The sequence below is a fragment of the Enterococcus sp. 1001283B150225_161107_E12 genome (genome assembly GCF_015556925.1).
In the GTDB taxonomy this organism is placed as follows: Bacteria; Bacillota; Bacilli; order Lactobacillales; family Enterococcaceae; genus Enterococcus_B; species Enterococcus_B mundtii.
Genome location: NZ_JADNNI010000021.1, coordinates 1 through 25453, shown reverse-complemented (window position 1 = coordinate 25453; position 25453 = coordinate 1). Strand labels below are relative to the sequence as shown.

The window sequence follows — 25453 nt, the reverse complement described above, 5'->3', positions numbered from 1 at the left end:
ATACTTCCCCCTCTCATTGAAAATCATTCTCAATTATGACGGTACTTCACAAATTCGTCAAGCACAAATTTCGTCGTTTACGTTAGTAAAAAGAGTTGACAGCGCCCTTTTCTTGGGGAATAATAGCAATTGAGAAACATTCTCAATTACGTTTGGAGGAAAGACATGAGACTTAAAAATAAACTATTCACAATCTCTAGTGCATTACTTTTGGTGGGATTACTGAGTGCTTGCTCGCCAGGCTCATCTACAACCGAAGAGACAACCGCCTCATCGACTACTGCTGATAATGGTACGCATACCTTGACAGATACATTAGGACATTCAGTTGAAATACCTAACCAACCGAAGCGGATCATCGGCAGTTATTTAGAGGATTATCTTGTTGCGTTAGGTGAAACCCCGGTTGCTCAATGGACAGTCGGCAGTGGTTCGATCCAAGATTATTTACAAGATGATCTGAAAGATGTCCCAACTATCTCCTATGATCTACCCTATGAAAATGTGTTAAGTTTTGAACCTGATTTATTATTGATTTCTTCTTCAGCCACTGTTGAAGGCGGCAAATACGAGCAATATAGTAAAATTGCTCCAACCTATGTTGTTAAAAATGGTACCGATGTCACATGGGAAGAACAGTTGCAAGACATTGGCAAAGTATTGAATAAAGAGGACAAAGCAGAGGAAATCATTCAAGATTATCAAGATTACGCGAAAGAAACACGAGAAGAATTGAGTGATCAGATCGATGGGAAAACAGCGGCCGTCTTATGGGTCACGAACAACTCTGCCTTTATGGTCAGCCAGAATCGTTCAAGTGGTCGCATCGTTTATGAAGATCTACAATTCGGTGTCCCACCTTTAGTGGAAGAAGTATCAAAAGAAGCAACCTCTGATTGGTCTGCTGTTTCATCAGAAAAATTAGCTGAATTAGACGCAGACTATATCATCTTAGTCAATAGTGATGAACAAGCAGCGATGTTCAACGAGCCCACTTGGCAAAATCTGAAAGCAGTCAAAGCGGGTCAAGTATTCGAATTTGGTCCAACTTCTAGCTGGTTATATAATGGACCAATCGCTAGTCGTCAGATGATCGATGATATCAAAGGCGAGCTAAAGTAAAAGCGTGAAAACCACAATTTGGCTTGAGCTGTAAATAAAAGAAGTGTTCAGTGTGCTAGCTGGTAAACAGCACATCAAAAAACGACAATCACCAAGAGGTAAAATTCTTCGGTGATTGTCGTTTTTTTCGATGTTCAATTTGTTTGTCGCTTACTAAGAATTTCGGTAATCACGTAACCGATAGCCAACTCCGATCTCAGTGATTAAATATTCTGGACGAATGGTATTTTTCTCGATTTTTTTCCGAATGTTTGACATATTCACTCGCAACACTTGGGAATCTGTTCCGTAAGGCCCCCAAACTTCTGATGTTAATACGCGATAAGTGACGACCTTCCCAAGGTGTTGGAATAATACGAGCAAAATGCGATATTCATTCTTAGTGAGATGGATCGGTTCTCCTGCTTTGGTTAACAGCTGGCTTTCTGTGTCCAAAGACAATTCCCCATTGGTGATGACTGAAGGTAATTCCTCTTGTTTACGATGACGAAAAGCGGTTCTGATCCTAGCAAGTAATTCATTCATCCCAAAAGGCTTAGTGACGTAATCATCAGCACCGAGATCAAGGGCTTTGACTTTTTCATGCTCGTTGTTTCGCGCAGAGATCACGATCAACGGTGTAGCCAGTCGTTTACGAATGATTTTCAATAATTCGATGCCATCAATATCTGGCAAACCTAAATCGAGCAAAATCAAGTCAAAGGAATCTTCTTGGAACACATGCAAAGCTTCCATGCCAGTTGTGGCAATCGTAACGTGATAATGTTCTTTTGCCAACACGACTTCCATAAAATCAGTGATCGTTGGGTCATCTTCAATCAATAGTACTTTCCTCATGTAACGTCACCTCCTCACTCTTGTTCAAATAGATGCGAACCACTGTTTTCCCTTCTGATACAGCCATCTCTAATTTCCCATTATGGGCATGGATGATGGTTTTGACAATACTTAATCCAATGCCAAGACCATTTTTTGAATCGATTGGTACTTCTTCTTCATTGGATAGATTCATCTGGATTTTTTCATATTGCTTCAATGAGATTTCACCCTCATTTTTTACTTCACAAATGACCTGTTCTCCCTCTTGGAACACGCTGACTTCTACTTGACCTTGTGTTGATCCATGACGAAACGCATTTTCCACCAGATTGAACATCGCTTGCTCAATCAAGATAGGGTCAACTTCGACAAATAAAACCGCTGTCGGTAAATGGACCAATAATTCCTTGTCAGGATAAACTTTTGTGACATGTTCATAGACTGCTTCAATGATTTCCTCAATCGGTTCTGTTGTTTTTTTCACTTGCATTGTGTCCATATTGATCCGTGTGATCGACAACAGATTCTCCACCATGCGAATCAACCATTGGGATTCTGTCTGGATATCGGTCAGCAATTTTTGGCGCGTCGCTTGTTTCAGCTCTTCATCTGTTTGCAAAAGTGTTTCTGCAATCCCAGAAATCGCAGTCAATGGCGTACGCAAATCATGGGATATCGCACGTAATAAATTACTGCGAACTTTTTCACGTTCATTTTCTAACTCGATTTGTTCTTTTTCATTCTTAAGCTCTGTTTGCTCTAAGATAACAGCAAGCTGGGTCAACACTAACCGTAAGTAGTTCAATTGACTATCCTCGATCGGAAGCCCGCGACTGCGACGAATCCCTAAAACAGCTAACGTCTTCCCATTTGCGACAATCGGTAAATAAAAACCTTTTGCGCCACTTAATGTATCAGTTCCATAACCTGAATCTTTTTGATTTTTAGCCGTCCAATAAGCCACTGCCGCTTCTTCTGGATGATCGAGTAAAAATGGGGCATCTTTTGGTGTGTATTGACTTTGCTTGATGGCATGTTTATCAAAGAAAATCACTTCCCGATCCAATAGTCTGCCTAAATAAGTGGCAGATAATTCAACGATTTGTTGCTGGTCTTCTGCTAAAACAAATTGCTTGTTCAGTTCATACAGAATTTCCATCTGTTGTTCTTTTTCTCTGGCATGGACAGCCTGTTTTTTCAGACGAACCATCAAATTACTGATCATCAGTGCAACGATCAGCATGATGACTAAAGTAATCGGATAGCCTTGTTTATATACGGTCAAGGAATACAGTGGCTCGACAAAAAACCAGTTGAAAGCCAAGACACTTAAAATAGAAGATAATGCGCTCCAAAAATAGCCAGAGGTCAAACGGGCAACAAGTAAGATAAAGAAAATGTACACCAACATCAAGTTTTGTTCTCCGAAGTGGAGATATTGCATCACCTCAGTCAAGAGCGTTGCTACGAACACACAGATCAATGAAATCGCAACATCTTTTCCTCCCCCTTCCACTAGTTTCTTGGAGTGGGAAAGGATGGTTGAACGTTTTTCTTTATAAGGAATCAAGTGAAGTTCAGTTTCTGGCAATCGTTTGAGCAATCGAACATCCAGCTCTTCTGAAAACAATCGCTCCGTCCACGGTTTCGCCAAATTTTTACCGATGATCAAATCGGTTGCGCCGACCAGTTTAGCATATTCGACGATTGTTTCAAATGAATGATCCTCCTCGATCACCACGACTTCTGCACCAAGTTTCTCCGCTAAGTCATTCGTCCCCTGTAAACGATCATCGGAACGAATGTATAGCACGATCCATTCTGCCCCCAAGCCTTGAGCTAACCGAGCAGTCCACCGAATACTTTTCTCAGCCATTTTAGGGAAAGCATCTTGAACGATCGTGATTAGTTTGCTTTGGACACCATTTGTTTTACCGATCACACGATTGATATGATCCGAAGCCCGTTGGATCGCTAGACCTCGTAACTGTTCCAATTTTTTAGGAATAAAGAAGTGCTGCAAGGCGCGTTTTGCATTTTCATCGGCATAGATTTTCCCTTGCGCTAAACGATCGATCAATTCATCTGGTTCCACATCAATGACCTTCAATGTCGCCTGTTGGAAAAACGTATCCGGAACCGTTTCTTTTACTTCGATCCCAGTCACTTCTTCAACGATATCATTCAAGCTTTCAATATGTTGGACGTTGATCGTCGTATGGACATTGATCCCCGCATTCAATAATTCTTCGATATCTTGATATCGCTTGCGATTTCTTGATCCTGGCGCATTACTATGGGCTAATTCATCGATCAAAACGATTTCTGGCTGACGTTTGATAATGGCATCGATATTAGGTTCACTCAAAGTCAGCCCCTTATACGTCACTTCTTTTAAAGGAATCTGTGGTAATCCTTCTAATAATTGGTTTGTATCCGGGCGATCATGAGGTTCGATGTAGCCAACCACAATGTCTTTACCTAGTACGCTAAGCTCTTGTGCTTCCGCCAGCATCGCATAAGTCTTGCCGACTCCCGCCGCAAAGCCAAAATAAACCCGTAGACGTCCTCGGCTTTTTTCACGCTGGTGTAACATTTCTGAAACATCCTGTCTTTCCATCTTTGTTTCTCCTAACCCCTCTGCCACCTACATGTTATCAAGTGACAGATTCAATTCAAGCACATTGACAAACATTCGATCTGAAAACCAATCTTTCTGTGCTTTTTCCTGTATTATAGCACGAATTTTGGCAACGTCTTGTCCCCGCTCTTTAGCGATACGAGAGACTTGATTTTCTGCGGCTGCCACACTGATATGCGGATCAACACCGCTTGCAGAGTTTGTGACTAGATCGATTGGGATCTCCGTAGTTTGATTGCTTTGTTGTGCCAATTCTGTTTTATCTTCTACTAATTTCTTTTGCTCCGATGAGGTTGGTGAAAGTTGGGTCACGTCTTGCCCTCTTCCATTAAAATAAGCTGCCTGTTGAAAGGATTGTCCAATCAACGAAGAGCCGACCACCTTCCCTGAAACAACTCTCTGACTACCATTGGCTTGCTGGGCAAAGAAAAGTTGACCGATACCAGTAACAGCGAAGGTGTATAGCCCACCAAGGAGTAGTATGCTGAGGAATAAAAAACTAAGCTGTGCTCTAAGGATATTTTTCATAGGTGAATTCCTTCTTTCTGTAAAATGTCTTTCTTTTTATATCAAGAAAAAGCTCAAAGCGAGATCGATCAGTTTGATGAATATGAATGGGGCAATTAAACCGCCTAATCCATATACCAATAGATTGTGTCGTAAAATTTGACTGGCAGGTTTTTCTGTATACTTGACTCCTTTTAACGCTAAAGGAATCAATGCGACAATAATCACTGCATTATAGATAACAGCCGATAAAATCGCTGTAAGAGGACTACCTAGTGCCATGATATTCAACTGGGCCAATTCGGGATAGATCCCATAAAACAAGACTGGGATCACAGCAAAATATTTTGCGACGTCATTTGCAATACTAAACGTGGTCAAAGCACCTCTAGTCATCAATAATTGTTTACCGATACGTACGACCTTCAATAGCTTCGTTGGACTAGAATCTAAATCGATCATATTGCCCGCTTCTTTTGCTGCTTGTGTCCCTGTATTCATCGCCACTGCCACATCCGCTTGTGCTAATGCTGGCGCATCATTCGTTCCATCCCCTGTCATTGCTACAAGATGGCCTTTTTCTTGATAGTCACGAATAAGATCCATTTTATTTTCAGGTGTTGCTTCTGCAAGAAAGTCGTCGACCCCCGCCTCAGCCGCAATCGCCGCTGCTGTCAAAGGATTGTCTCCTGTGATCATGATAGTTTTGATCCCCATTTTACGCATATCTGCGAAGTTTTCCTGTACACCATTTTTTACAATATCTTTGAGATAAATGACCCCCATCACTTGATCATTTTTTACAACCACCAAAGGAGTTCCGCCAGCTTGGGCAACTTTTGCGACGATTTGATCACATTCTTCTGGATACTGTCCACCACGTGCCTGCACATATTTCTTGATCGTATCTGCGGCACCTTTACGAATCTGATCGCCACGATAATCCATGCCGCTCATGCGGGTTTGCGCACTAAAATCAATGAATTTCACTTCAGATTTTTCAAAAATGCGTTCTCGCAAAGCAAATTTTTCTTTAGCTAAAATGACAATACTGCGGCCTTCTGCCGTCTCATCTGCCAAAGATGAGAGCTGTGCTGCATCAGCTAATTGTTGTTCTGTGACGCCATTGACAGGTAAAAACTCACTTGCCCGACGATTTCCTAAAGTAATCGTTCCTGTTTTATCTAACAGTAATACATCAACATCTCCCGCTGCTTCGATGGCACGACCACTCATTGCGATCACGTTCTCTTTCGTTAACCGACTCATTCCAGCAATCCCGATCGATGAAATCAATGCACCGATCGTCGTTGGCGCTAAACATACGAATAAAGCAATGACAACGATCGTCGCAATCGGCGCCCCTTTACCTGACAGCTGACTACTGAATTCGGTAAAAGGAACTAAACTAACAGAGACCGCTAAAAAGATGATCGTTAACGTGATCAAAAAGATTTGTAACCCGATCTCATTCGGGGTTTTCTTTCGTTGTGTCCCTTCCACCATCGAAATCATTTGATCTAAAAAGGAGTGTCCATTTTCGGATGTCACACGGATCACCAAGTAATCAGAAACCACCGTTGTCCCACCAGTAACGGCACTTCGATCGCCCCCTGATTCACGGATCACTGGTGCTGATTCCCCTGTAATGGCACTTTCATCCACTGAAGCAGCTCCTTCGATTACATCACCATCCGCTGGAATTTGTTGACCCGATACTACGTAAATCAGATCCCCCTTTTTGAGATCAGAAGATTTGATCTCAATAAATTCTTGGTTTTCAATGTCTTCTAAGCGATTGATCTTATAAGTGATCACTTCTTTTTTTGCTTGCTTCAAGCTATTTGCCTGCGCTTTTCCGCGACCTTCTGCCACTGCTTCGGCAAAATTTGCAAACAACAAGGTGATCCATAACAAACAGGTGATCGTTATAGTAAACCATAAAGGCACCGTTGTTTGTTCAAAACAAAGGATCGTCGCTAAGATCGCTCCGATGTAGACCATGAACATCACTGGGTTTTTGATTTGTTGTCTTGGGTCTAATTTGACAAAGGCTTCTTTGATTGCCCATACATAAATAGTTTTCATTTGATTTTGCTCCTTCTAACTTAAGGTAAAATGATCAGCGATCGGACCTAACGCCAACGCTGGTAAAAAGCTCAATGCTCCGACAACAAGGATAACGATCATCAACATGGAGATGAATGTGCCATTCGTTGTTGAAAGTGTTCCATCATTGATCGCGATCGTTTTCTTCCTTCCCATGTTTTCAGCCAAGAACAAAATAGCAACGATCGGAATGTAGCGAGAACACAACATCAAGACACTTCCTAAAAGATTTAGAAACGGTGTATCTGCCGTCAACCCACCAAATGCACTCCCATTATTATTTGCTAGAGAAGTCACATTATAAAGCAACTCACTAAATCCATGAGGCCCTTTATTGGTCAACCAAGTTAAAACATCAGGATGCAGTGAAACTGCCATCGTACCAAACAAAGTCAATAATACAGGCGTCAAAATCACTAAACTAGCCATCTTGATGTCGAAAGCCTCGATTTTCTTGCCTAAATATTCTGGCGTACGTCCAACAAGTAGACCGGCAATAAAAACCGTCAACAGCAGAAATGCCAACATGCCATACAAGCCACTACCCACACCACCAAAGATGATCTCCCCTAATTGCATCAAGAAAAGCGGGATACCACCACCGAGAGGCGTAAAACTGTCCAACATTGCATTGACTGATCCATTCGATGCCGCTGTTGTGCTAACAGCCCATAAACTTGACCAACCTACACCAAAGCGTACTTCTTTTCCTTCCATATTCAGCGAACCCAGTACATCCGTAAAAGCGGGCCCATGATATTCACTAATTGCTACACCTACAAAAGCTGCAAAAAGAAAAACAAACGAAACGATCAAAATCGTTCGACCTTGTTTCCATTCTTTGACCCAATAACCAAACGCAAAAATCAACGCTGTAGGTATCAACAAGATGGCGAGATTCTCGATGAAATTAGAAAAGATCGTCGGATTCTCAAATGGATGAGCGGAATTTGCACCGAAAAATCCACCACCATTGGTTCCTAATTGCTTGATAGCTACTTGACTGGCCACAGGTCCTAGATACAACCATAAAGATTCTCCTGATAGACCAGTGTAAGACAGCCCATGACTAAACGTTTGAACCACGCCTTGGGAAATCAGAAGTACAGCAGTAATCAATGAAAGTGGTAAAAAAATGTAAAGTAAACTACGTACTAGATCTTGCCAAAAATTGCCCAATTGGCTCGATTTCCTTTGGATGATGCCGCGGATCAATGCACAAAGAACTGCTAAACCTACAGCTGCTGACAAGAAATTTTGAACAGTCAAACCAAGCATTTGCGTCGTATTCGAAAGTGTCAATTCTCCCGTGTAAGCTTGCCAGTTGGTATTTGTCACAAAACTAACAGCTGTATTCACGGCTAAATCAAATGACAGATTTTCCACGCCATTATTGCCAGGAAGCCAACCTTGGACCATCAATAATCCCGTTAAAAATAGCAAAGAACAGATCCCAACACCCAACACATGCGCTAAATAGCGCTTCGCCGTCATTTTCTTTTGACTCTCAGGACCAATCAATTGATAAAAAAAGCGTTCGATTGGTTGGATGAAACGTACATATTTTGGTGTTTCCCCTGTCATGATCAACTTAATGTACCACCCAAGAGGTGCGGCTAAAACAAGTAGAATAAAAAAGAAAAACAATCCTTGAAATACTGCACTCATCATTGCTCTTCCCCCTTAAATAAAAACCAGAATAGATAAGCTAACAAAATCATACTGATACAACCTAAAAATAAGACCATTTTCTTCCTCTCCTTTGTTTTCATCATAGACAAAGGACTATAAAGATAGTGTTAATATTCAAGAAATTTCTTTATATGTTCTTTATACAACACAAAAAACAGCTAAATCTTAAGGAGCAACCCTCGCTTGACTTAGCTGTTTCTCAATAAAAAAGACAAAAAAAAGATGCTCCCATGATCTTGAACATCTCCCTTTATTTCTTTCACTCATTCATTTTATACATCAATGATCAGAACTTACTTTCTTACCCATTTTTGGAAGCGATGCGCATGATGGTTTTCTTGATCCGTGATACCGATATGTTCTTCTGCTAGTTCAAAATCACTAAAGTCGATCTCTCCAATATACGTATCTCCATCAAACTCACCATCGATCAGTGTTCGCCAAATAATCCCAGTCTGGGGCAATAATTCTTGAAAGATCCGACTTCCACCAGAAACATAAATATCTTCTGAAACAGTCTCAGCAAAAGCCAATAATTCATCGATCGAATGCATGACTTCTGCATTTTCTTTGACCTCAAAATCTTCTTGGGTAGTCAACACGATGATGTGGCGATAAGGAAGAGATAGGTCGCCCATGCCTTCGTATGTTTTACGCCCCATCACTAATAAACGATCCACCGTATGTTCTCTGAAAAAACGCATATCATTTGGCAAACGCCAAGGCAATAACCCATCTTTACCGATCAATCCATTCTTGTCTTGGGCCCACATGGAAATAAACATTTTGACTCGCTCCTTTCATCTACTACTTGATTATACTAAAAATAAAAAAGCTTGGGTACAGACCCAAACTTTTTTAGACATATTATTTTGTTTCGCGGTGCAAAGTAACTTTACGTTCGCGTGGGCAATATTTTTGCTTTTCCAAACGATCAGGATTGTTACGTTTGTTTTTGTTAGTTAGGTAGTTACGTTCTTTACAAGAAGTACACTCTAAAGTAATGTTTACGCGCATGATTTTCCCTCCCATTTATACTAGAATCCTCTAAGATGACTCTCAGACTTGATTATCTTACCATGATTTTTATCAGATTGCTAGCCTTTTTGACGATTTTGTTAAGTAGTTCTACTTGACGAGCAAAAAACAAGCTCAGGAAAAATTGAAACAGATGATTTTTCTTTTTACCAAGTTGAGATTACACTTGTTATAGTAGTAAAATCAATTATTCTTTTAGGAGGAGTTAACTATGCCTTGGAATATGAAAGATTTCCCACCAGCCATGAAGAACTTGGAAGAGTTGACCAAAAAGAAAGCAATCGATATCGGCAATGCGCTTTTAGATGAAGGTTATCCTGATGATCGAGCAATCCCGATCGCAATCAGTCAAGCGAAAGAATGGGTGGAAAGTGCAGATGAGAAAGAGAAGAAAGCTTTCTCAAAAGAGAAAAATCCACAAAAAAATGACAAGCATGATAGCAATCCGCGAGCAGCTAAATTATTAGACGCCACAGTCGAAGTCAAATTCGAAGAAGATCATTGGATCGTTCGCTCTAAAGGCGCTGAAAAAGCAAGCAATCACTTCGATCATAAAGAAGATGCCATTGAAAAAGGAAAAGAAGTAGCTCGTAATAAAGAAACATCCTTAATGATCTATAAAAAAGATGGCACATTCGAGCGAGAAGTCCATTACTGATTGTATATTATCGTCCCTTTGAATAAAAAATCAACTCATTCCGATTTACGGCAAAAAAAAAACGAAGAGTCTACCCATTATGGATCGGCACTCTTCGTTTTTGCGTTCAATAGAAACATCGTTGGATCGTCTAAACTGTTACATATTGGATCGGTTCAGCTTGAGGAATCGTTTCATCCACAAAATAAACTTTGTACCACGTCAAGAAACTGAAAATCGTCCAAATCTTACGTTGTTCTTCACTTCTACCTTCATGATGGTCATCAAGTAATTGGATGATTTTCGCTTGATCAAAGAACTCTTTCGCAAAATCAGCTTCAAATAATTCTTTTACTTGGTGATAGCCATGTTCTTCTTTCAGCCAAGCTTTGATCGGTACAGGGAAACCAAGTTTTACACGATTTGACCATTCTTCAGGCAGATGCTTGTTCGCAGCTTGTCTAAAGACATCTTTCGTATTGTTTTGATTCAATAAATACTTACTTGGGATTTGTTGCGCTAATTTCATTACTTCGATATCAAGAAGTGGTACCCGCACTTCCAGTGAACTTGCCATTGAAAGTTTATCGGCTTTTAACAAAATATCTTTTGGCATCCATTGGTGTAAGTCAACATATTGCATCTTGTTGATCTCGTCTTGGATTCCTTCAGTTTTCGCATAATGTTCTGCCATGATTTCTTTGACTGTTGGGGCTTGTTGAAATTCTGGCGTCAACAGGTTGGCCGCTTCGTTTTCTTCAAAGATCCGTGCATGTCCGATAAAATATTCTTTGGCAGGCGCTAATGATTCATATAAATGGATCCTACCATGGAAATTACGCATCTTACCGATTTTTCTACCTAAGTTATAGCGAGTGCCTTTCGGTAATTTTTTCAATCCTTGAGCAATCACTCGGATAAATTTTGAATTTGTGTGGAAGCCATATGATTGATAGCCAGCAAATAATTCATCTGCCCCTTCGCCAGATTGAACGACTCGTACACTTTGTGCCGCAAGATTCGCTAAGAAATACAACGGTACACAAGATGGATTAGAATCTGGTTCATCTAAATGATATTGAATCAAAGGGAAAGCCTTAAAGGACATGTCTCCATCAATGACAGCTGCGGTGTTATCCAAGTCAAGCATTTCTGTTAATTTACGTGCCTCGATTGCTTCATTATAAGTTTTATCATCAAAGCCTATTGAGAATGAATGGTCTGGTTTCAAAACAGAAGTCACATAACTTGAATCGACCCCACTTGATAAGAACGAGCCAACTTCCACATCACTGATCGTGTGTGCTTCGATCGATGCTTTCACTGTGTCATCAATTTGATCGATCCATTCTTGACGGCTTTGTGTGCCTTTTTCTTCAAAGTTCGCATCCCAATACTGTTGGATATCCATGTGGCCATCTTTGTAAGTGAAATAATGACCTTCTGGTAAACGATAGACGCCTTTAAAGAACGTTTCTCCATTTAAAGGAGAATATTGGAACGTCATATATGGTTTCAATGCTTCCCGATTCAATTCTTTATTGAAATCTGGATGTGGTAAAAAACTCTTGATTTCAGAACCAAACATCAAAGTTCCGTTCATTTCAGCATAGTAATACGGTTTGATCCCAAAATGGTCTCTTGCACCGAATAATTCTTTTTTCTCATTATCCCAAATCGCAAAAGCAAACATCCCACGTACTTTTTGCAATAACTCAGTTCCCCATTCTTCATAGCCATGTAATAAAACTTCTGTATCTGCATGAGTTTTGAAAATATGACCTGCATCGATCAATTCTTTTCTAAGTGGTTGATAGTTGTAGATTTCTCCATTAAAAATAATGATTTTTGTTTGGTCTTCATTGTAAATGGGCTGTGTGCCCCCTTCTAAGTCAATAATACTTAGACGTCTAAAACCCAAAGCCACATCACGATCAATGTATTCACCTGAACTATTCGGTCCGCGGTGAATGATGCGATCCATCATGTCATTGATGATTGCTTTTTTATTATCTTTGTTATTAACAAATCCTACGATTCCGCACATTTATTTCACATCCTACTAAAATTACTATTCCATTATTATGTCCACATGAATCTTATCACAGGAAGGCATTCAGAATGAATGATTTTCACTCTTACAATTTCGTCACATGAAAACAAATAAAATGAAAAATCTCTATCTTTAAAAAAAGTAGACTCAACAATTAATTTAACATGTTTTATCCTAGGAAGCTACTGGATTCTCCTATAGTTTACAAATATTTCATGTTATTCATAAATAGGGAGATTTTTGTAGACATATATCTTCAAAATAACAAGCGATTTCATTTTTTATTTCAATCTAAAATCTTCGTTGTTTGCGCTTTGATAGGATACCTTTTATCCATCACTGTCTTTTACGTCGGCATGTAAGAAAATCATCATGCGAGAAAAAAAGTACGTTATTCTGTTTGGTAGAAGTGAGAATTACTCAGCACAATATATAAAAAAACTTTATATTCACCTTTTATTTCATTTGAAAATAACTGAGTATCTCTTTGTACTACCTGCTTCACTTTGTAGAATAGGTAAATTTCAAGAAATAAAAATCAATATACAATAACTATAACCTGCTATCAAATCACTTGACGAAAAAACGAATTTCGGAGATGCTCAATTTAAGAACATATTTTATTTTAAAGTTAGGAAGGATCAACATGAAAATCGGAAAAGTACTATTAGGGATATTGTTAGGGGTAACAACTATTATTGGAGCATTTATATTAGGTATCATGCTATTCCCGTTATTTGCACCAGAAATCCAAAACACGACAATTCAAAAAGCCACGAATACTTCACAGACAAAAAGTACCGAACGTTCATTAACTACAACAGAAACAACAAGCTCAAATGATCAACAGCTGGTAAATCAAACACCTGCAGAACAAGGACAAACACAAGATCCAATTTTGGAAAAAGCATTAAATACACCTGCTACACCATTGACCGCCTTTAGCTCAGATCCTTATGATTGGGATCTAAATCAAGCGAATATCACGAATGGCACCGCTCAGTCAATCGGCTGGATTCAAGCAGAAGACCCAACTGGACGAATAGAGGTAGAATATCACTGTTTCGCTTGCGACACGAATTGGAGTGGCAGAAATTACGCCTATGAATGGAATGGCCAAACGACGACGACTAAAATAACTCCTTTCACGATCGTTGGAACACCTTGCGAACATCAAAAATCCTTAAAAAATCATGGCTATATTAGTTGATTTCAGATAAATAGAAAATCTATATCAAAAAAGAGAACAGATTACTTGAATACAAGAAAACAAGCGCACAACCCAAAAAAGACTACACCACCATTTGGATTTCTGCGCTTATCTTCTTGTAAATAAATTTTTATTGTTTGCCCAAGAAACGAAGGTCACCGATTTTCATATTGCAATCCAAAAAGTCACTGGAACCCCGATAACATAAAAATCAAAATGGGCAATCACTACTTTTATAAAATTTTTTCTTCTATCCTGCTTATTTCATGAATTTTTTAAAACAACCTATTCCATCATAGTGAAAAAATAATCCTCATGCTCACTCAACCATCCAGTATAATCAAATTATCAACGAGCAAAACGTTGAAATAAATCAGGATGGTAGATAGAGATGGCAATTTATTATTTTAACAAAAACACAGATGATCGAGGAAATCACGAAGTCCACGTGATCTCATGTACGCATTGTCCAGAAGATGCACTTTTTATTGGCGTATTTTCTACATGTGAAGAAGCACTACATCAAGCAAGCACAACCCACACATCCAAAAGTTTCGATGGTTGTTCTCACTGCTGCAAAGACTGTCATAACGATTGATTGCAAGAAATAACTAGGCTGTCCCTTGTTGTCTCTTTATTTTTACAGAGAACTTTATTTATACATAAAATCGATCATGTTTGAAAATTCAAAAATCATATGAAAGGAGTATGTAAAAGTATAAAAGGAGTACCAAAAGGGGAGTCAAAAAATATTTTAGGGTAAAAATACAACAGTTAGACACGACCTAAATCGTGTCTAACTGTTGGTATATAAGGAAGGTACAGGATTTGAACCTGCGCGCCGGTGTTAGCCGGTTCGCCGGATTTCGAGTCCGGTGCATTACCACTCTGCCAACCTTCCATGCCTACTATTTTTAATCTTTTTTCTAAAAATGTCAAGAGGTATTATGCACTCTTGTTAATCTTGTTTGTTTTGTAAACTGGTCATTTAAATACCATAACTGTTATGTTTAAATCCAAGAACACTGTTCAAGTTATTCGCTAAGAATAAAGTAGCTTATGCAATATTCATCCTCTCGCACCATCTACAACTGAATAAACGGCGGTAACCTCTTCGAAAAAATAAGGCGCCATCCACATAAATTTGAAGAACAAATTTCGTGGATGGCGCTTTATTTCTCGAGGCTAAACACTTTTGTCACAACCTCATGATGTGGCAATTAGCGTATTTTTTCTGGATTTTCAATTGCAAGTACGGAATCGACCGTCGTTTTGATGATCGAGATGATTTGCTCTTCTGTAGGATGCATGATACTAGAAGACATCAATGAAGCGATACCAGTGATAGTTACCCAAGTACCAGTATGCAGTGCATCGATATATTCTTCCGATAAATCTTTATAACGTGCGTCCTCTTTTAATAACTTGCGGAAATAATTATAAGAAAAATCATGCATCTTTTGACCATTTCCATGCTCATCGATATATAAAGCCATATAAAGGCTATGGTTTTTCTTAGCGAAATAAATATAATTCAATCCTAAATCGATGATTTTATCTCCTGTACGCTCTACAGGAAACACTTCTTCTTCTAACTGTTGGAAGATAACATCTAATAGCGTATTTTTTAAATCTTCCATATTTTTGAACTCTAAGTAAATCGGTTGGGTAGATATCCCCATCTTCTTCGCGATATTTCGTGCAGTGAAACCTTTAAATCCTTCTTTAGCAACAACTTCATATGCAGCTTTCAGAATTTGATCCTTCGTATAGACTTTTCTTCTCATAATAAACTCCCCCACTTCATGCTACAGTCTCTGTTCTTTTATTTTAACCGATATTGATCAATTTTTGCAAATAATATACCTAAATTGTTATATTTTAAAGCATATATGTGTTTTTTATTGGTTTTCTCAATTTTCTAAATATTTTTTTACGTAATTTGTTTCCCCTTACAATTTTTGATTTTGTGTTGAATTTAAGTTGACCTAAAGTTTTCTTTCAAGTTATAGTTAAATAAAAAGGAAAAGAAGGTGTGTAATGAAGAATAAAAGTGACGTTATTTATATTCATCCTAAAAAAAGAATCATTTCTCAAAGGAAAAACTATTTTTACCTTATTTTTTCAGGATTGTTTTTTTTGATTATTGGCTTGCTCAGTGATTCTTTGACAAATAATCTTGTTGGACTAACGGTCATCATGACCTCTCCAAGTAATCTCTTGACTGATTATATTGCTTTAGGCGGATTTGGAAGCGCATTTATGAATGTAGGCTTACTTACACTCTCTTCTGTGTTACTCGCCTATCGCCATAAAGTCATGTTGAATGCTGCGATGTTTGCTTCCATATTGACTGTCGCGGGTTTTTCATTCTTTGGGAAAAATCTATACAATTCCATCTCCATTATCCTCGGTGTTTATTTATATGCCTATTTTATGCACAAACCATTTTCTCAATATGTAATGATTGGCTTATTTGGTAGTGCACTCTCTCCAGTTGTCAGCTATATTACGTTCGGGATGGGTTTACCAATCCTTCAAGGTGCTTTCTTGGGTAATTTAGCCGGTTTGATCGTTGGTTTTTTATTGCCGATCCTAGCTGTTCAGACTCTGACCTTTCATCGTGGTTTTACACTTTATAATATTGGTTTTACTTCAGGGTTGATTGCTATGTTGGTAACAGGTATTCTTCGGCAATTTAGTTATTCGATCGAAGTACACTCGATTCTTTCGACTGATTACCACCACGAATTGACTTGGATCATCTTTTTATTCTTTTTATCAACCGCTGTTTGTGGCTTCTTCTTTAACGCATTCAAATTGAAAGGATTACGTGAAATCTTTGAGTCTTCTGGAAAACTAACAACAGATTTCATCGGCACATCAGGTATCGGCGCCACCTTGATCAATATGGGCTTGGTTGGCTTGTTATTGATGTCTTACGTCTTGCTGATCGGTGGTGTGCTAAATGGGCCTGTGGTGGGAGGAATCATCTCAGTGGCTGGTTTCAGCTCATTCGGAAGTCATGTTAAAAATTGTTTTCCGATTTTGATTGGTATCTACATTGCCTCAATATTAGGAACGATGCATGATATGACCGATACGACCATGCTCGTAGCTGCGATTTTCGGTACAGGGCTTGCCCCGATCAGTGGATTTTATGGCGGCGTTTATGGAGTGATTGCAGGCTTTTTACATATTACTCTTGTCCATAATCTCAGTAACTTGCATGGAGGATTGAATCTATATAATAGTGGGTTTTCAACGGGATTTATTGCTGGTATACTAGTGCCTATCCTAGAAAATTTTACGTTTACCGGGAAGGGAAAGAACGCACATGGAAATGGAAAAAGAACTATCAAAGAGGATCATTGATGAATTTCTCACGTATCTTTACGAACACGAGATCAAGGAGATTCGTATTGGCTTAGAGTATACAGATGAAGGACTATATATCGAATTCCAAGGAACAACAAAAAATCCGCCAAAAGATTTGAATACATTGGCCTCACTGTTGAATACACCTAGAGATCCTAGTATGGAGATCTATTACCACGAGTTGCTAGGCACCCCTTCTCATGGCCAAGAATCCTATCGATTACTTGGGAATCTGATCGATGATGTAGAAATCATGTATGATTCGCCAATTTTAAACATCAAGATTTTTCGCCGAATTTAAATGTGAAATAGCCATGAACCTTTTATAGATCATAAAATTAAGTAAATAAGACTCTAGATGGATGTTTTATTTTGTTTCATCCTCTATACTTGGTTTGAACTTACAAAATTGTTTGTTGTTTCTCACTTGAAATAGTGGCGCGCAGTTACGCTTTTCAGGTAAAATACAATTATCAGATGAAAACCTCGAAGGAGTTGACTAGGGATGAACGTTGCAGTATCACGTAAATTAATGAATATTATATCGATCATCGGTATTGGTTTTTCAATTGCACTTACGATTTATTTTATTAATCTAGGCGTCTTTAAAGATTTGAACGCATTAAGAGGTCTTGTAGGTGATTCAATTATTTTAGGACCGATAATCTTTATCTTGATCCAAATACTGCAAGTCGTTATACCGATCATTCCTGGGGGGATCAGCACCGCAGCAGGTGTCCTGATTTTTGGTCCTTACGCTGGCTTTATCTATAATTACGTTGGTATTTGTATCGGTTCGATCATTATTTTCCTATTAGGTAGAAAATATGGAAAACCATTTATCCTGTCGATGATTAGTGATAAAACATATGACAAATATATTGGTTGGTTAGAAAACCAAAGTCGTTTTGAAAAGCTTTTTGCGCTAGCGATCTTCTTACCAGTAGCACCAGACGATGCCTTGTGTTTAATGGCTGGCTTGACAAATATCTCAGTCAAAAAATACACGTTGATTATTTTGATTGCTAAACCCTTATCGATCTTTTTGTACAGCATGGCATTGATTTATGGTGGTAACTTCCTGACTGGCTTGTTAGGATAATTTCTTAATAGATACACTGTGAGTACTGCAATGAAAGATTCCTGCAGTACTCCTTTTTTATGTTTTTTGCGCTATAATGTTAGGAGTAGGTGATAATAATGATCGTTTATTTAAAACGAAGTTTAGGAAATGCTTGGGACTTCCTTAAAGGAACACAAGCTTATTTTCGTGATGTAGTTCTGATGCATGGGTTTATTTTGTTTATTTGTTTGCCTTTGCTTGGTAGTATGACACGCTTGATTTTACAACGTGGGTCGATCGATTATCTTTCAACGGATAATATCCCCACACTGATTTCGCAACATCCAGGAGTTTTCTTCTCCTTGATTGCTGTCTTATTGTTGATTTTGCTCTTAGTCTATTTTGAGTTTACTTTTTTGCTAATGAGTGTTTATTTCATCAAAAAACAAGAACCAATTTCATTGAAGCAATTATTGCAGTTGACCATCCGACAAATAAAAAAAGTTCGTCCGATGATTTTTTTATTTTTCTTAGCTTACTTTTTTTTGATTTTACCAATCAGCGGATTAAGTTTTAATTCAGACTTACTTTCTAAAATAAAAATTCCTGCATTTATTATGGATTTTATTTTCACTAACCGCTGGATCATCGTAAGTTCTTTTCTACTTGTCTATGTCTTCCTCGGCTATATCGGGATTCGTTTAATCTTTGCATTACCTGAAATGATTTTAAGAGATCGCCCTTTTCGTGAAGCGATCCGTGAGAGTTGGCGTTTGACCAAAGCACGTTTTTTTGCGATTTCAGGTCAATTTTTAGTGATCAGTGGTACGATTTTATTGATTTCAACAATCAGTTACTTGGCAATCTTGTCAGGTCAGATCTTTGTTGAGGAATATTTCTCCGATTACTCATTGATTAGTGCTGTTTTTGCCATGACACTCTTACAAGGCGTTCTTTTGTTCAATATTGTGATGTCTACCGTCGGAATTTTTTACGTCATTGTAGACTTTATGGATGATGAAGGTTTCTTACCAGATATTCCCAGCTGGTTCTCTTCACAAGAAGTGCCCAAAAAACACACAGCTTTAAAAAATACTGCGTTTACTTTATTTGCTGTTTTCTTTGGTGTTGGTGTTTGTATTTACAATATGAATTACCTGACATCTGCTTCTGAAACAAAACCTTTAACGATTTCCCATCGTGGCGTTAGCTTAGGGAACAGCGCACAAAATACGATTGCTGCACTAGAAAAGACGAGCAAAGATTATCATCCAGATTATGTAGAAATGGACATCCAAGAAACAAAAGATGGTCAATTCGTGGTCATGCATGATTTCAATTTAAGAAATTTGACTGGAGTCAATAAAGCACCGCAAGACCTAACTTTAGCAGAACTGGAAAAATTGACTGTGACTGAAAATGGTGCCAAAGAACCATTGGTTTCATTCGATACGTATTTAAAACGAGCAAATGAATTGAACCAGAAGTTGTTGATCGAAATCAAAACGACTCGAAAAGATTCGGATAATTTAGTCAAAAACTTTGTTAAAAAATATGAAGAAACTATTTTAATACATGGACATATTTTACAAAGTTTGACTTATCAAACAGTCTCAGATCTAAAAGCTGAAAACCCCAATTTTTATGTTGGCTACATTTTGCCTTTTAATCTAGTTGGCCCTCCAGTAACACCTGCGGATTTCTTAACCATGGAGTACAGCACGATCAATCGTAACTTTATTGATTCTGCCCATCAGGATGGTAAGAAAGTCTATGTATGGACACCTAATGATTCAGACGACATGAGCCGAATGATGTTTTATGGTGTAGATGGTATTATTACAGATGATATGCAAGCATTGAATGATACGGTCAGAGAGTCAGAAGGAGAAATTACTTACTCAGACAAGTTATTAAACTTTGTTCTAGGTGTTGGTTAATATAAAAACGTGTCGCTCACTATCCCATCGGATAAGTAAGCGACACGTTTTATTTAGTTTATCTTTGCTTTGATTCCTTAATAGCTCGAACGACTGCTAAAACAGCAGGTATAGCAGATATAACTGCTAGAAAAATGCTTAATTTACCAGAATTTTTTCTTTTTTGCATAGCGATTCGCCCCCTTTCTTTTATTATAATGAAGTTTGCGAAATATCTCAAAGCAAGTGTTTGCTCAACGCTTTCAATTTTCACTATTTTGATTCCTGTTTTGCTATTATTCCAGTCATTTCAACCCAAAATATGACAATTTTGTTTGAACATTATCCCCCACTGTTCGTGAGTCCAAACCAAAAAAGAGATACACTGGGCTTAAAGAGGTGAATAATGATGGTCTATATTCAAACTGGTATATTTATCTTATTAATGATTGGATTATTGATGGGAATTTCAGAGAATTAATTTCAAGTAAACTAGCAACAGCTATCTTATAGCACATTGATTGCCCAAATTTTAGAATGGTGCTAAACTTAAGGTGTATTCGGAAGTTTTATGAAAAATTTCATGAATACACAAATACCAATGAAAGGAGAAATATCTATGACATTCACAAAAACAAGCATCAGCTATCGTGTAGCATTTGATAGTTCAACGAATCGCTTCATGGCAATCGATGCAATGAACGAACAACACATCGCTTATGGGATCACCATTGAGCAAGCAGTAAAAGCGCTACACGAATCTAACTAAGGAGTGTTCCCTTTTCATGTCAGCTGATAATTCTATAGAGAATTAAAAGACGTTTTTGGCTAAACGAGCCATAGAAACGTCTTTTTTGTTTGCTCCAAATAATAAGAATATCCTTGCAGTACTTTTTAAGAAAATCCTCTCGATCATTTTTTGTACTTCCCCTGCTCCTCTGAGAAATCACGCCATTTTTTCAAACGTACTTTAACAAAATCAGGTACAGGTATTCCTAGTTTCCTTAGATTTTCAATAACAGACAAGCCATAGATGGCAGAATACGAGAACACCAAAGCAATACCAATTGCTTCAAATCCTGTAATCTTTAGATAGGGATAAGCAATCATAACAATAAGGAAAATCAGTAAATATTTGATCACATCTTTCATCACAGAACGTTTAAATCGTTTCTTTTTCCCTGTTTTCAGACAGATACCGCTAATAAAATCAAGACATAGAATCAATACAAAAATCTGAATGTACACATTATTTACAAGATTTCTAAACTCATTCAATACCACAGCATTCTCTACAATCATTTTGCTCACCCTCCACTTTATGGAATACCTAACCTTTGTTTATCCTTACCCATCGCAACCTGCTACTACATTGTTAATTAGAATTCAATGTTCATCATCTTTGACACCAAATAACTTTTAAGCTATTATAAAGTCATTAGAAATAAAAAGAATACGCTTTATCTTAATATGATCGATTGAAAGAACTTTTAAGTGACTGTATTCTTCACTTTTCAAACAATTGAATCAATCTATAAGCAAACTATAATAGCTTAAAAGCTAATTGTCAACTATAATAACTTTTATGCTATCAAAATATCAAGAAAGGTGGTTCCTTATGACACTCGTTGCGCGAATCAAACAATTAGCAGAAGAAAAAAAAGTAACCTTTGCTGAAGTCGAACGTGCCGTAGGAATCTCTAATGGCCAGATCAGAAGATGGGATCGTGTTTCACCAAAGTCGGAAAATTTAAAAAAAGTTGCAGATTATTTTGGGGTAACAACTGATTTCTTATTGGGCAGCAACCAAGCGCCGAAATGGGCAAATAAAGATGATTTATTTGAGTTAGACAAAATGCTCAATTCAAATGTCAACATGGCGTATGGTGGAGAAACTTTGACAGAACAGGAAAAGCAACGTGTAAAAGATGTATTGACGGGACTTTTCTGGGAATTTCGAAAACGCGGCAAAGAGAAGTGAGCATATATGGAGATGGATATTATCAAACTAGTAAGCGAACTGAAGCGTACCTATGATACCGCCAATCCTTTTGTGATTGCTGAAAAATTAGGAATAGAAATCAGATATGTTTCTTTTCTCGATAATCCAAAAGGACAGTTTCAAGAACTATTAGGCTCCCCTATTATTTTATTGAACAACTCACTGAAAGAATCAGAAGAACGTTTTTACATTTGTGCCCATGAACTTGGACATGCTTTGTTCCATCGGGAAATATCTAGTTACTATGTGTCCTCTAGAAATTCAAGAAGCAAATCTGAAAGCGAAGCCAACTGCTTTGCTTCGAATTTGATCGTTTCCTTGTACAAAGAAGATACTGAAACTTACCCAAGAGAAGTGGAAGAGCTGACAAGACTTTATGGCCTTCCAGAGAGTTGTTATCGGTTTTTGATTTAATACAGAATAAGCTACAGGTCTTTTTTTCTAAAAGTCTTGTAGTTTTATATTTTTTTCTATAAAAGTCAAAATAATAAATTTTAGAAAAAGTAAAATTCGATATAATATGACTACCTTCGTAGGGACAAATCATTTTTATTAAAAACAGTAAGCGATTTGCTTACTGTTTTTTTTCTTCATCACCGATTCTGCTTTTTTCTTTCATCAACAAAAAATATGCTACAATATCTTTATAAAATTTCAGGAGAATGTACTATGAATTTTCATCCTCAAAAAAGTATCATGCATAAATTGATTCAGTTACAAAAGCAAGATCATTCCATCGTTGCTGCTGTTGTAGACAACAATAATATGATTATATCCATCGGAAAAACTACTGTCTTAGATAATCATGATCCCACTTCTCACGCTGAAGTAAACGCCCTCAGAAGTGCGTGTAAGCAATTAAAAACACATATATTACCTGAGGGTTATTGGTTATATAGCACTTTTGAACCATGTCCTTTGTGTAGCTCAGTGATTATTTGGGCAGGTATAGATGGAGTTGTCTATTCGAATAATCCAACTTACCGAGGTAAAGAAGAAAACTGGTCTTTCATTTCTTGCGAAGAGGTTCTTAAAAAAGGCTCTTACATTCACGATGTTTCATTGATCAAAGACTTTATGATTGATGATATTAAAGATTATTTTACTTAACTATTGTAGTTTAATAAATAGTTAAGTAAAATTTTGTCTCGGATTTATTCGTTTTGAATCTAAAAAAATAATAAAATCTTATGACAATTTTTTATTATACTTTTCCTATTAAATTCTTTTCTATCACCTGCACCAACTGTCTAAATCAATCATTTTCCTTATAGTTAGCCCCTTTTAGCCAGATGGACTATCTATTTGCCAAGATCAAGTAGTCCATATAGTTTTCCTCTTATGACTTTTTAATAACAAAAAAACCATCTCACAAGGAGATGGTTCAAATTCGTCTATTGAATTATTTATTGATATTTACTGCTTGTGGTCCACGTTGACCATCTTCAATATCAAAAGTAACTGCTTGGCCTTCATCTAAAGTCTTAAAGCCTTCACCTTGGATAGCTGAAAAATGTGCAAACACATCTTGTCCATCTTCACCAGTGATAAATCCAAAACCTTTGTCTGAGTTAAACCATTTTACTGTACCGTTATTCATATATATTTCCTCCTATTACGTAGATCATACGTGTTTTGTTGCAATTAACATTACTTGGTAAAAGGAGTTTTTATAGTGTGAATATATCGCTCAGATTACGTTTCAAATTAGATTACTTATTTAATATACCATGTATTACCTAAGAATACAAACATTTACGCTTATTCTTTTGATTCATCATTCTAGTAGCATAAATTTGTACCATTCACATTTTTATTTTGTCAATGTGTACTCAATACCATGGATCGTAATATTTTTGATAGTATCAGGCCATCCTTTGCTCTGCCATTTCTCTTCATTTGCCTGTTTTTCGATTTGATCAGCACCTTGGTTATAAAACTTCAGTTGGTTTTTATTATACCAAGGATCTTTATGTGGATTTGGACTTAATTGGTAGCGATATTTCCCTGGGTTGATTTCATATCCTCTGTTCGTACCACCAAATGACGCTTCTCTCCATTTATACTGTTTTCCTTCTATTCTCATGGTACACCCTAGAAGGTAAGTGCCACTTTGTTCCTTTGCTGCCACATCTTTACTATTCCAAAACATACTCCCACTTAATAACACAGTTATACCTAAAACAATCACTAAAATTCTCTTCATGAAAAAATTCTCCTATCAGTATTTTTGAATTCGCTTAATCTTACAAATAATATGTGAAAAACATATTGAATTTCCCATGATTTTTACTAAGAATGAGCTTACGAAAACGACAAATCAATGTTCAATAAATACGAACAAAGATGTCTGCATACTTGTTTTACTTATTCAAATAACTGATTAATCGCTTAGTATGAACCGACCCTATTCATTCGGATCTTTCATTCATCAAATTTTTTTCTAATATCCGCATCAATCGTCCAAACCGATCATTTTCCTTAGCTACTTCCTGATAACCCCATTTTTCATATAACCCTTCATGTTGAGTTGTTATATATACACTGCCGAAACCAATTTCCTTTAGTTTATTTTCACCTGTTGCAACTAATTTTTGGCTGATATGCTTCCCTCGATATTCTGGCGCGACAAAAACAGTGGCAATGTTAGGCGTGTAGTCCTTCGTATCAATAATGTCTTTTTTTACAAGAGTACAGAATCCTACAACAGGATTTCCATCTTTTGCAATAATCACGGATTCCCAATCTGTAAATTCTTGTTTTTCCATTTTTTCTGCTATATACTTTGCTGCTTTCCATTCAAATTGACGAATAGAATGAGCTACTGAAAGCCAATCAGAATGTTCTTGGGTTATAATGACGTATTTCATATACTTTTCCTCTTTTCTAATTACTTTAAGAGCATTTGATTTTCTGATTTTACGCGTATTAAAAATAGCTGTATGTTTCAAAAACTTAATAAAGTGACAGAATAGTTATTCTTTTTTGTTCGATCTATTCTCTAATGGCCAGAAGAATCATCTATTATTCTTTGAATTTTATGAATGATACAAAATTCATGTATTCCTTATCAACTACTTATGGTGATTCTTGCTATCTCTACCTACTGATCATTAAATAATAGTTTACTTAATTTTTCAAATGTTTCCAAAATTTTCGTATCTATTCCTAATAACAAAAAAAACCGGCTCTATAATTTATGGGACTGATGAATCAAAATTGATTCTTCAGTCCCATTTTCATTTTAGGTATTAAAAAACATA

Annotated in this window: 26 protein-coding genes and 1 tRNA gene; 12 read left to right on the top strand and 15 right to left on the bottom strand. The window is 37.3% G+C overall.

Going from position 1 to position 25453, the window contains the following annotated elements; translation table 11 throughout:
* Nucleotides 1–165: 165 nt before the first annotated feature.
* Nucleotides 166–1122 carry an iron-hydroxamate ABC transporter substrate-binding protein gene (locus I2F89_RS13615; protein WP_104776573.1) on the top strand — a complete coding sequence of 319 codons (957 nt, stop codon included), beginning with the start codon at nucleotides 166–168 and terminating at the stop codon, nucleotides 1120–1122.
* A gap of 153 nt (nucleotides 1123–1275) precedes the next feature.
* Here I2F89_RS13615 and I2F89_RS13610 read toward each other — a convergent pair whose 3' ends face one another.
* From I2F89_RS13610 to rpmG, 7 genes are all read right to left on the bottom strand, one after another.
* On the bottom strand, nucleotides 1276–1959 hold the full coding sequence (locus I2F89_RS13610; protein WP_074800804.1) for a response regulator transcription factor: 684 nt from the start codon (nucleotides 1957–1959) through the stop codon (nucleotides 1276–1278).
* On the bottom strand, nucleotides 1937–4561 hold the full coding sequence (locus I2F89_RS13605; protein ID WP_161643752.1) for a sensor histidine kinase: 2625 nt from the start codon (nucleotides 4559–4561) through the stop codon (nucleotides 1937–1939). The genes I2F89_RS13610 and I2F89_RS13605 overlap by 23 nt, the downstream gene beginning before the upstream one ends.
* A gap of 27 nt (nucleotides 4562–4588) precedes the next feature.
* Complete coding sequence (locus tag I2F89_RS13600) at nucleotides 4589–5110, bottom strand: potassium-transporting ATPase subunit C (protein WP_071868013.1); 522 nt, start codon at nucleotides 5108–5110, stop codon at nucleotides 4589–4591.
* 36 nt (nucleotides 5111–5146) lie between these two features.
* Nucleotides 5147–7177, bottom strand: coding sequence for a potassium-transporting ATPase subunit KdpB (gene kdpB / locus I2F89_RS13595; RefSeq protein ID WP_086334832.1), 2031 nt, complete (start codon nucleotides 7175–7177; stop codon nucleotides 5147–5149).
* A gap of 15 nt (nucleotides 7178–7192) precedes the next feature.
* Entirely contained in the window at nucleotides 7193–8869 is a 1677-nt protein-coding gene (gene kdpA / locus I2F89_RS13590) for a potassium-transporting ATPase subunit KdpA (RefSeq protein WP_086334833.1), read from the bottom strand.
* A gap of 314 nt (nucleotides 8870–9183) precedes the next feature.
* Nucleotides 9184–9675, bottom strand: coding sequence for a dihydrofolate reductase (locus I2F89_RS13585; RefSeq protein ID WP_195514504.1), 492 nt, complete (start codon nucleotides 9673–9675; stop codon nucleotides 9184–9186).
* Nucleotides 9676–9757: 82 nt separating this feature from the next.
* Nucleotides 9758–9922, bottom strand: coding sequence for a 50S ribosomal protein L33 (gene rpmG / locus I2F89_RS13580; protein WP_373865805.1), 165 nt, complete (start codon nucleotides 9920–9922; stop codon nucleotides 9758–9760).
* 217 nt (nucleotides 9923–10139) lie between these two features.
* Between rpmG and I2F89_RS13575 the strand changes: the two genes are divergently transcribed.
* The gene (locus tag I2F89_RS13575; protein ID WP_010735127.1) at nucleotides 10140–10586 is read left to right on the top strand and encodes a DUF2188 domain-containing protein; all 447 of its coding nucleotides are present in this window, start codon (nucleotides 10140–10142) and stop codon (nucleotides 10584–10586) included.
* Nucleotides 10587–10716: 130 nt separating this feature from the next.
* On the opposite strand, the gene asnB is transcribed toward I2F89_RS13575, so the two are convergent.
* The gene (asnB, locus tag I2F89_RS13570) at nucleotides 10717–12612 is read right to left on the bottom strand and encodes an asparagine synthase (glutamine-hydrolyzing) (protein WP_071868009.1); all 1896 of its coding nucleotides are present in this window, start codon (nucleotides 12610–12612) and stop codon (nucleotides 10717–10719) included.
* Between the two features lie 652 nt (nucleotides 12613–13264).
* Between asnB and I2F89_RS13565 the strand changes: the two genes are divergently transcribed.
* Together I2F89_RS13565 and I2F89_RS13560 are read left to right on the top strand one after the other, a co-directional pair.
* A complete protein-coding gene (locus I2F89_RS13565) occupies nucleotides 13265–13828 on the top strand; it encodes a hypothetical protein (protein ID WP_071868008.1) in 564 nt (187 codons plus the stop codon).
* Nucleotides 13829–14219: 391 nt separating this feature from the next.
* A complete protein-coding gene (locus I2F89_RS13560; RefSeq protein ID WP_071868007.1) occupies nucleotides 14220–14426 on the top strand; it encodes a hypothetical protein in 207 nt (68 codons plus the stop codon).
* A gap of 215 nt (nucleotides 14427–14641) precedes the next feature.
* On the opposite strand, the gene I2F89_RS13555 is transcribed toward I2F89_RS13560, so the two are convergent.
* Both I2F89_RS13555 and I2F89_RS13550 read right to left on the bottom strand, forming a co-directional pair.
* Nucleotides 14642–14729: transfer RNA gene (locus tag I2F89_RS13555), tRNA-Ser, on the bottom strand.
* 319 nt (nucleotides 14730–15048) lie between these two features.
* Complete coding sequence (locus I2F89_RS13550) at nucleotides 15049–15615, bottom strand: TetR/AcrR family transcriptional regulator (protein ID WP_023519894.1); 567 nt, start codon at nucleotides 15613–15615, stop codon at nucleotides 15049–15051.
* 253 nt (nucleotides 15616–15868) lie between these two features.
* Between I2F89_RS13550 and I2F89_RS13545 the strand changes: the two genes are divergently transcribed.
* The 4 genes from I2F89_RS13545 (at nucleotide 15869) to I2F89_RS13530 (ending at nucleotide 20209) form a co-directional block, all read left to right on the top strand.
* Nucleotides 15869–17203 carry a DUF1576 domain-containing protein gene (locus tag I2F89_RS13545; RefSeq protein WP_195514503.1) on the top strand — a complete coding sequence of 445 codons (1335 nt, stop codon included), beginning with the start codon at nucleotides 15869–15871 and terminating at the stop codon, nucleotides 17201–17203.
* Nucleotides 17172–17507, top strand: coding sequence for a hypothetical protein (locus I2F89_RS13540; RefSeq protein ID WP_176285314.1), 336 nt, complete (start codon nucleotides 17172–17174; stop codon nucleotides 17505–17507). Before I2F89_RS13545 ends, I2F89_RS13540 begins: the two co-directional genes overlap by 32 nt.
* Before the next feature lie 204 nt (nucleotides 17508–17711).
* The gene (locus tag I2F89_RS13535; protein ID WP_010735121.1) at nucleotides 17712–18308 is read left to right on the top strand and encodes a TVP38/TMEM64 family protein; all 597 of its coding nucleotides are present in this window, start codon (nucleotides 17712–17714) and stop codon (nucleotides 18306–18308) included.
* 101 nt (nucleotides 18309–18409) lie between these two features.
* The gene (locus I2F89_RS13530; protein ID WP_177187683.1) at nucleotides 18410–20209 is read left to right on the top strand and encodes a glycerophosphoryl diester phosphodiesterase membrane domain-containing protein; all 1800 of its coding nucleotides are present in this window, start codon (nucleotides 18410–18412) and stop codon (nucleotides 20207–20209) included.
* Between the two features lie 58 nt (nucleotides 20210–20267).
* Here I2F89_RS13530 and I2F89_RS13525 read toward each other — a convergent pair whose 3' ends face one another.
* Entirely contained in the window at nucleotides 20268–20462 is a 195-nt protein-coding gene (locus I2F89_RS13525; protein ID WP_034687708.1) for a hypothetical protein, read from the bottom strand.
* 345 nt (nucleotides 20463–20807) lie between these two features.
* On the opposite strand from I2F89_RS13525, the gene I2F89_RS13520 reads away from it, so the two are divergent.
* Entirely contained in the window at nucleotides 20808–20957 is a 150-nt protein-coding gene (locus I2F89_RS13520; RefSeq protein WP_010735118.1) for a hypothetical protein, read from the top strand.
* 143 nt (nucleotides 20958–21100) lie between these two features.
* Here I2F89_RS13520 and I2F89_RS13515 read toward each other — a convergent pair whose 3' ends face one another.
* Nucleotides 21101–21490 carry a phage holin family protein gene (locus tag I2F89_RS13515; RefSeq protein WP_071866810.1) on the bottom strand — a complete coding sequence of 130 codons (390 nt, stop codon included), beginning with the start codon at nucleotides 21488–21490 and terminating at the stop codon, nucleotides 21101–21103.
* Between the two features lie 316 nt (nucleotides 21491–21806).
* Between I2F89_RS13515 and I2F89_RS13510 the strand changes: the two genes are divergently transcribed.
* The 3 genes from I2F89_RS13510 (at nucleotide 21807) to I2F89_RS13500 (ending at nucleotide 23300) form a co-directional block, all read left to right on the top strand.
* A complete protein-coding gene (locus I2F89_RS13510) occupies nucleotides 21807–22169 on the top strand; it encodes a helix-turn-helix domain-containing protein (RefSeq protein WP_010735116.1) in 363 nt (120 codons plus the stop codon).
* Nucleotides 22170–22175: 6 nt separating this feature from the next.
* Nucleotides 22176–22604, top strand: a complete 429-nt coding sequence (locus tag I2F89_RS13505; RefSeq protein WP_019722947.1) for an ImmA/IrrE family metallo-endopeptidase — start codon at nucleotides 22176–22178, stop codon at nucleotides 22602–22604.
* A 255-nt stretch (nucleotides 22605–22859) separates the two neighbouring features.
* Nucleotides 22860–23300 (top strand): nucleoside deaminase, encoded by a 441-nt coding sequence (locus I2F89_RS13500; RefSeq protein WP_229078140.1) that lies wholly within the window; start codon nucleotides 22860–22862, stop codon nucleotides 23298–23300.
* Between the two features lie 292 nt (nucleotides 23301–23592).
* Here the strand turns inward: I2F89_RS13500 and I2F89_RS13495 are convergent, their stop codons facing one another.
* From I2F89_RS13495 to I2F89_RS13485, 3 genes are all read right to left on the bottom strand, one after another.
* A complete protein-coding gene (locus I2F89_RS13495; RefSeq protein WP_019722950.1) occupies nucleotides 23593–23790 on the bottom strand; it encodes a cold-shock protein in 198 nt (65 codons plus the stop codon).
* Nucleotides 23791–24003: 213 nt separating this feature from the next.
* On the bottom strand, nucleotides 24004–24396 hold the full coding sequence (locus I2F89_RS13490) for a hypothetical protein (protein WP_071868102.1): 393 nt from the start codon (nucleotides 24394–24396) through the stop codon (nucleotides 24004–24006).
* A 205-nt stretch (nucleotides 24397–24601) separates the two neighbouring features.
* The gene (locus I2F89_RS13485; RefSeq protein ID WP_071868101.1) at nucleotides 24602–25060 is read right to left on the bottom strand and encodes a GNAT family N-acetyltransferase; all 459 of its coding nucleotides are present in this window, start codon (nucleotides 25058–25060) and stop codon (nucleotides 24602–24604) included.
* Nucleotides 25061–25453 lie beyond the last annotated feature (393 nt).

Excerpts from the sequence above, each read along its gene's own strand:
- I2F89_RS13615 (WP_104776573.1), top strand. The coding sequence starts at position 166 with ATGAGACTTAAAAATAAACTATTCACAATCTCTAGTGCATTACTTTTG.
- I2F89_RS13610 (WP_074800804.1), bottom strand. The coding sequence starts at position 1,959 with ATGAGGAAAGTACTATTGATTGAAGATGACCCAACGATCACTGATTTT.
- I2F89_RS13605 (WP_161643752.1), bottom strand. The coding sequence starts at position 4,561 with ATGGAAAGACAGGATGTTTCAGAAATGTTACACCAGCGTGAAAAAAGC.
- I2F89_RS13600 (WP_071868013.1), bottom strand. The coding sequence starts at position 5,110 with ATGAAAAATATCCTTAGAGCACAGCTTAGTTTTTTATTCCTCAGCATA.
- kdpB (WP_086334832.1), bottom strand. The coding sequence starts at position 7,177 with ATGAAAACTATTTATGTATGGGCAATCAAAGAAGCCTTTGTCAAATTA.
- kdpA (WP_086334833.1), bottom strand. The coding sequence starts at position 8,869 with ATGATGAGTGCAGTATTTCAAGGATTGTTTTTCTTTTTTATTCTACTT.
- I2F89_RS13585 (WP_195514504.1), bottom strand. The coding sequence starts at position 9,675 with ATGTTTATTTCCATGTGGGCCCAAGACAAGAATGGATTGATCGGTAAA.
- rpmG (WP_373865805.1), bottom strand. The coding sequence starts at position 9,922 with ATGGGAGGGAAAATCATGCGCGTAAACATTACTTTAGAGTGTACTTCT.
- I2F89_RS13575 (WP_010735127.1), top strand. The coding sequence starts at position 10,140 with ATGCCTTGGAATATGAAAGATTTCCCACCAGCCATGAAGAACTTGGAA.
- asnB (WP_071868009.1), bottom strand. The coding sequence starts at position 12,612 with ATGTGCGGAATCGTAGGATTTGTTAATAACAAAGATAATAAAAAAGCA.
- I2F89_RS13565 (WP_071868008.1), top strand. The coding sequence starts at position 13,265 with ATGAAAATCGGAAAAGTACTATTAGGGATATTGTTAGGGGTAACAACT.
- I2F89_RS13560 (WP_071868007.1), top strand. The coding sequence starts at position 14,220 with ATGGCAATTTATTATTTTAACAAAAACACAGATGATCGAGGAAATCAC.
- I2F89_RS13550 (WP_023519894.1), bottom strand. The coding sequence starts at position 15,615 with ATGAGAAGAAAAGTCTATACGAAGGATCAAATTCTGAAAGCTGCATAT.
- I2F89_RS13545 (WP_195514503.1), top strand. The coding sequence starts at position 15,869 with ATGAAGAATAAAAGTGACGTTATTTATATTCATCCTAAAAAAAGAATC.
- I2F89_RS13540 (WP_176285314.1), top strand. The coding sequence starts at position 17,172 with ATGGAAAAAGAACTATCAAAGAGGATCATTGATGAATTTCTCACGTAT.
- I2F89_RS13535 (WP_010735121.1), top strand. The coding sequence starts at position 17,712 with ATGAACGTTGCAGTATCACGTAAATTAATGAATATTATATCGATCATC.
- I2F89_RS13520 (WP_010735118.1), top strand. The coding sequence starts at position 20,808 with ATGACATTCACAAAAACAAGCATCAGCTATCGTGTAGCATTTGATAGT.
- I2F89_RS13515 (WP_071866810.1), bottom strand. The coding sequence starts at position 21,490 with ATGATTGTAGAGAATGCTGTGGTATTGAATGAGTTTAGAAATCTTGTA.
- I2F89_RS13510 (WP_010735116.1), top strand. The coding sequence starts at position 21,807 with ATGACACTCGTTGCGCGAATCAAACAATTAGCAGAAGAAAAAAAAGTA.
- I2F89_RS13505 (WP_019722947.1), top strand. The coding sequence starts at position 22,176 with ATGGAGATGGATATTATCAAACTAGTAAGCGAACTGAAGCGTACCTAT.
- I2F89_RS13500 (WP_229078140.1), top strand. The coding sequence starts at position 22,860 with ATGAATTTTCATCCTCAAAAAAGTATCATGCATAAATTGATTCAGTTA.
- I2F89_RS13495 (WP_019722950.1), bottom strand. The coding sequence starts at position 23,790 with ATGAATAACGGTACAGTAAAATGGTTTAACTCAGACAAAGGTTTTGGA.
- I2F89_RS13490 (WP_071868102.1), bottom strand. The coding sequence starts at position 24,396 with ATGAAGAGAATTTTAGTGATTGTTTTAGGTATAACTGTGTTATTAAGT.
- I2F89_RS13485 (WP_071868101.1), bottom strand. The coding sequence starts at position 25,060 with ATGAAATACGTCATTATAACCCAAGAACATTCTGATTGGCTTTCAGTA.